The following is a 3,030-nucleotide window of genomic DNA, read 5'->3' on the forward strand; positions in this document are numbered from 1 at the left end:
CACAAGCTGACGTTCTGGGCCTGCAGAAACCTGCCGTTTGAACGGCTGCAGTACTCTGGAACCTGACAGAAGAGCAACGCGCACAATTCGGTGGTACCACCCGTGTTGGTGCGACGGTCGCCGAACGACGACAATGGCCAGCTTTGGCGGATCTCGATCCCATCATTAATTTCAAAGGGACTTTGCTCCCGTTGGAAGGGCAACATGCTGTCTCACGCGTCTCTGTAAAGCAGAAATCAAGAACGACTCCGCCGAAACAGGGATTGCATCCTAACCTTCTGGCCTAGTTTGCGGAAAACCCGCTTGCTATCCGCTGTACGAGCGTCCCTAATGCTGTGGCCTCGGAGGCTATGGCAACGCATTACCTGTCGTGCTAAGCCATTGTCCGATCGACACCAACTGGCTTCCATCCCCTTGCTCCGAAATATCCACCACGCAGATCGGAAGATCGTTGAGTTTCGCCCCTGCGAGGGAGACGGAATGCACCCGGGCGCCCTCGAAATTGGTCGCATGCAAGGTCGCGTTCGAGAATGACGCGCCGCGCAGGTCGGCCATCTTGAAGTTCGCGTCGGTGCAATCAGCCTCATTGAAAATGACGTTGTTTGCTGTGGCTTCCCGAAACTGGGCCCCCGTCAGCTTGGACCTGCGGAAGGAAGCTCGCTCTAGGTTTGCGGCATAGAAATCCGCGAAGCTGAAATCGCAGCGGGCCCAATAAGCGTCGTAGCCCTTCGCTCCCGAGAGGTCGATACCCTGCACGTTGGCTAAGACGTCGTCCGGTTTGGCTTTGAAGAGCACTAAATTGATAGTCAGCGTCTTCAGTACCTTTTTGTCCGTTTCGATCGACAAGGCAGCCGCCAGTACCTGCTTGGTGAGTTGCATGAGTTGCTCGCGGCGGGCATCGCTGACGCTCCACTCCGCCGGGAAGGACCTCAATATCGAGCCGAGTTTCACTGCGGCGGCGGCGCGCAGAATTGGCGACTCGTCCGCCAGTTCCTGGATGATTGACTGATAAACCTCGTCGACACTCTTTCTGTCCTCGAAGCTGATCCGCGCCTGCGTTGTGCGGCTCTGCCCAATCAAGTAGCCGCCAACGGCACCGCCGACTGTGACAAACAGGGCGATCACCTTGAGGGCAAATAAACTGCCGGCGGTATCGCTGCGGATCTGTCGAATTTGCGCGTCGAGCTTGCTGATCTCGTAGCTATCCTTGGCACTGAGCGTTTTGTTGCTGCCGGCCTCGGTGCGGTTCAATTCGATCAAATATTGTGCCCCCAGTGTTATCGCCAGCGCGAAAACAAGGACCACCGCCACTAGGACAATGATGTGGATGTTCGACAGTCCCTTCTTGAAGTCAAAGGTCATCGTTAAGTTGCCTTATGATCTGACTAGCCGAAACTTCGTTAAGAGTCGCAGGCTTGCCAGTGCGGTCGACATGGAGATTGAGCGTCTTGTTCGCGGTGTCGACATGAATCAGCGTCTTGCCAAGCCTCCTGCACAGAGAGATTGTTTCCCACGTACCGCCCGGGGAACCGGCGCGCCGGCCATCCCAGGCAGCGGCCACGATATTCGATTCGAAGACTACCCATTCCATGCTCTTCTTATATGCTCGGTCGTTGCGCTCCGAGAAATAGAGGCGATGTTCGTACCTAGCGCTATTGCGCAGTGAACGGAAGCGGGCATTCGCCTCCGGGTCCGCAAAGTCGGCCTCGAAATTGGCGAAGGGAATTACCGATTTCAAGGGGATCGAGAGGGTCTTTGCGCATTGTGCGAAGGCTGTGTCTGCGCCAGTCGCGAGGGCACAGACGGCCTTGAGTCGAGGAAATCGGCGGGTCAACTCGGTCAAAACTCGGTGGAAGCAAAGTTGCGCGTGAGGAAACTCGCCCACCGCTTCCAAGTATCGGTGACCAATGCCGCCTACGGTGATTGTCTGACGGGGCGTCAACATGGAGGTAATGGGTTCATGCTACGTGGCCCCAACGATCGAGTTGACCGCGCCAACCGAGCCTGACGAGAGTCGCTGCTCACCGGCGTCGGCTCCAACAAAGTGTTAGGAAAGGTCTGCACCACTTCGCACAGCTTCGGTGTAGTCGCGGAGTGTGCCCTCCAGCGGCTCGCGATACTGGGCTTCATGTCGTCTGGAAGGAACATGCATCCGCCAGGGAGTGCCGCTTCCCCTCCGGCAAGTCCAGATCACGTGCCTGCCCCTCGAGCTTCCGCGTTTCAACGTACCACACGTTCAGATCGCCCTTCAATTGCAGAGGCCGGCTCAGCAATCGTTCAAGTTCCTCCGCTAAGAACCTGTATGCCGTGTTCATGCTTCATATTCTCGTGATATACCGACAACGACTGTCAAATAACATCGGAACAAACGCACGGTAACCGCTGTTGCGTTTCATAGTTACGTATTTGTTGCATGACGAGTTCGTCAGCCATCACTCTGGTTGCAAAGAGAGCGCCGGCAAATACCCCACGCGGTCGTTGACTGGTCGGCGCGACAACAAGGAAGAGGCGAGATCACTGCTGTCTGCTCCGGATCTAAGGACGCTAGACGATGTTCGCGGCACGGTCGGTGCGGTGCCGCACATGGACAAGACGACAGGGGCGGCGCCGTTTGATTCCGAAGAAGCACGCGTTTTGAGCAATCGTCATGTTGGTCCGCGGACTGGAGCGACGTTTGGGCGGCCGCTATACCCCACTACCTGCCGCAGCTGTCGCGGTGGCTCGAGGGGCCGCAAGGGATCGTTTAGGGAAGTTCGGCACCAGCCGGCTGCGGCAACATGCCGCGCTGACCTTGTGCTTCCGGGTTCGTTAAGGTTTATTCGATGCCTGCCATCGGCCGCAGGAATGTGCATGCCTCCGCGCGTATCGGCAGGCGTCGAATAAGCCCGATGGAGGAAACCGCGGAGTGCTCCGATGTGGTCGGGACGCGCCGCTATGGCGATTGATAGGTCAGGATGTCCAGCGATGTCGGATGCGGTTCGGCCGGGCGGGATGCTGCGCGGGCGCTGACGCCGTAGCGAAGCGATGCTG

Annotated in this window: 3 protein-coding genes; all 3 read right to left on the minus strand. The window is 57.7% G+C overall.

All coding sequences use genetic code 11. The features are described from left to right. Positions 1-206: hypothetical protein (locus tag P0D73_RS46095; protein WP_408436361.1), on the minus strand; the 206-nt coding region annotated here is incomplete at its 3' end. A 142-nt stretch (positions 207-348) separates the two neighbouring features. Then, positions 349-1,362, minus strand: a complete 1,014-nt coding sequence (locus P0D73_RS46100; RefSeq protein ID WP_408436364.1) for a pentapeptide repeat-containing protein — start codon at positions 1,360-1,362, stop codon at positions 349-351. Next, positions 1,352-1,945 (minus strand): hypothetical protein, encoded by a 594-nt coding sequence (locus P0D73_RS46105; protein WP_408436367.1) that lies wholly within the window; start codon positions 1,943-1,945, stop codon positions 1,352-1,354. Before P0D73_RS46105 ends, P0D73_RS46100 begins: the two co-directional genes overlap by 11 nt. Positions 1,946-3,030: the final 1,085 nt, after the last annotated feature.

The organism is Paraburkholderia sp. RL18-101-BIB-B, from assembly GCF_046026985.1.
GTDB lineage: Bacteria > Pseudomonadota > Gammaproteobacteria > Burkholderiales > Burkholderiaceae > Paraburkholderia.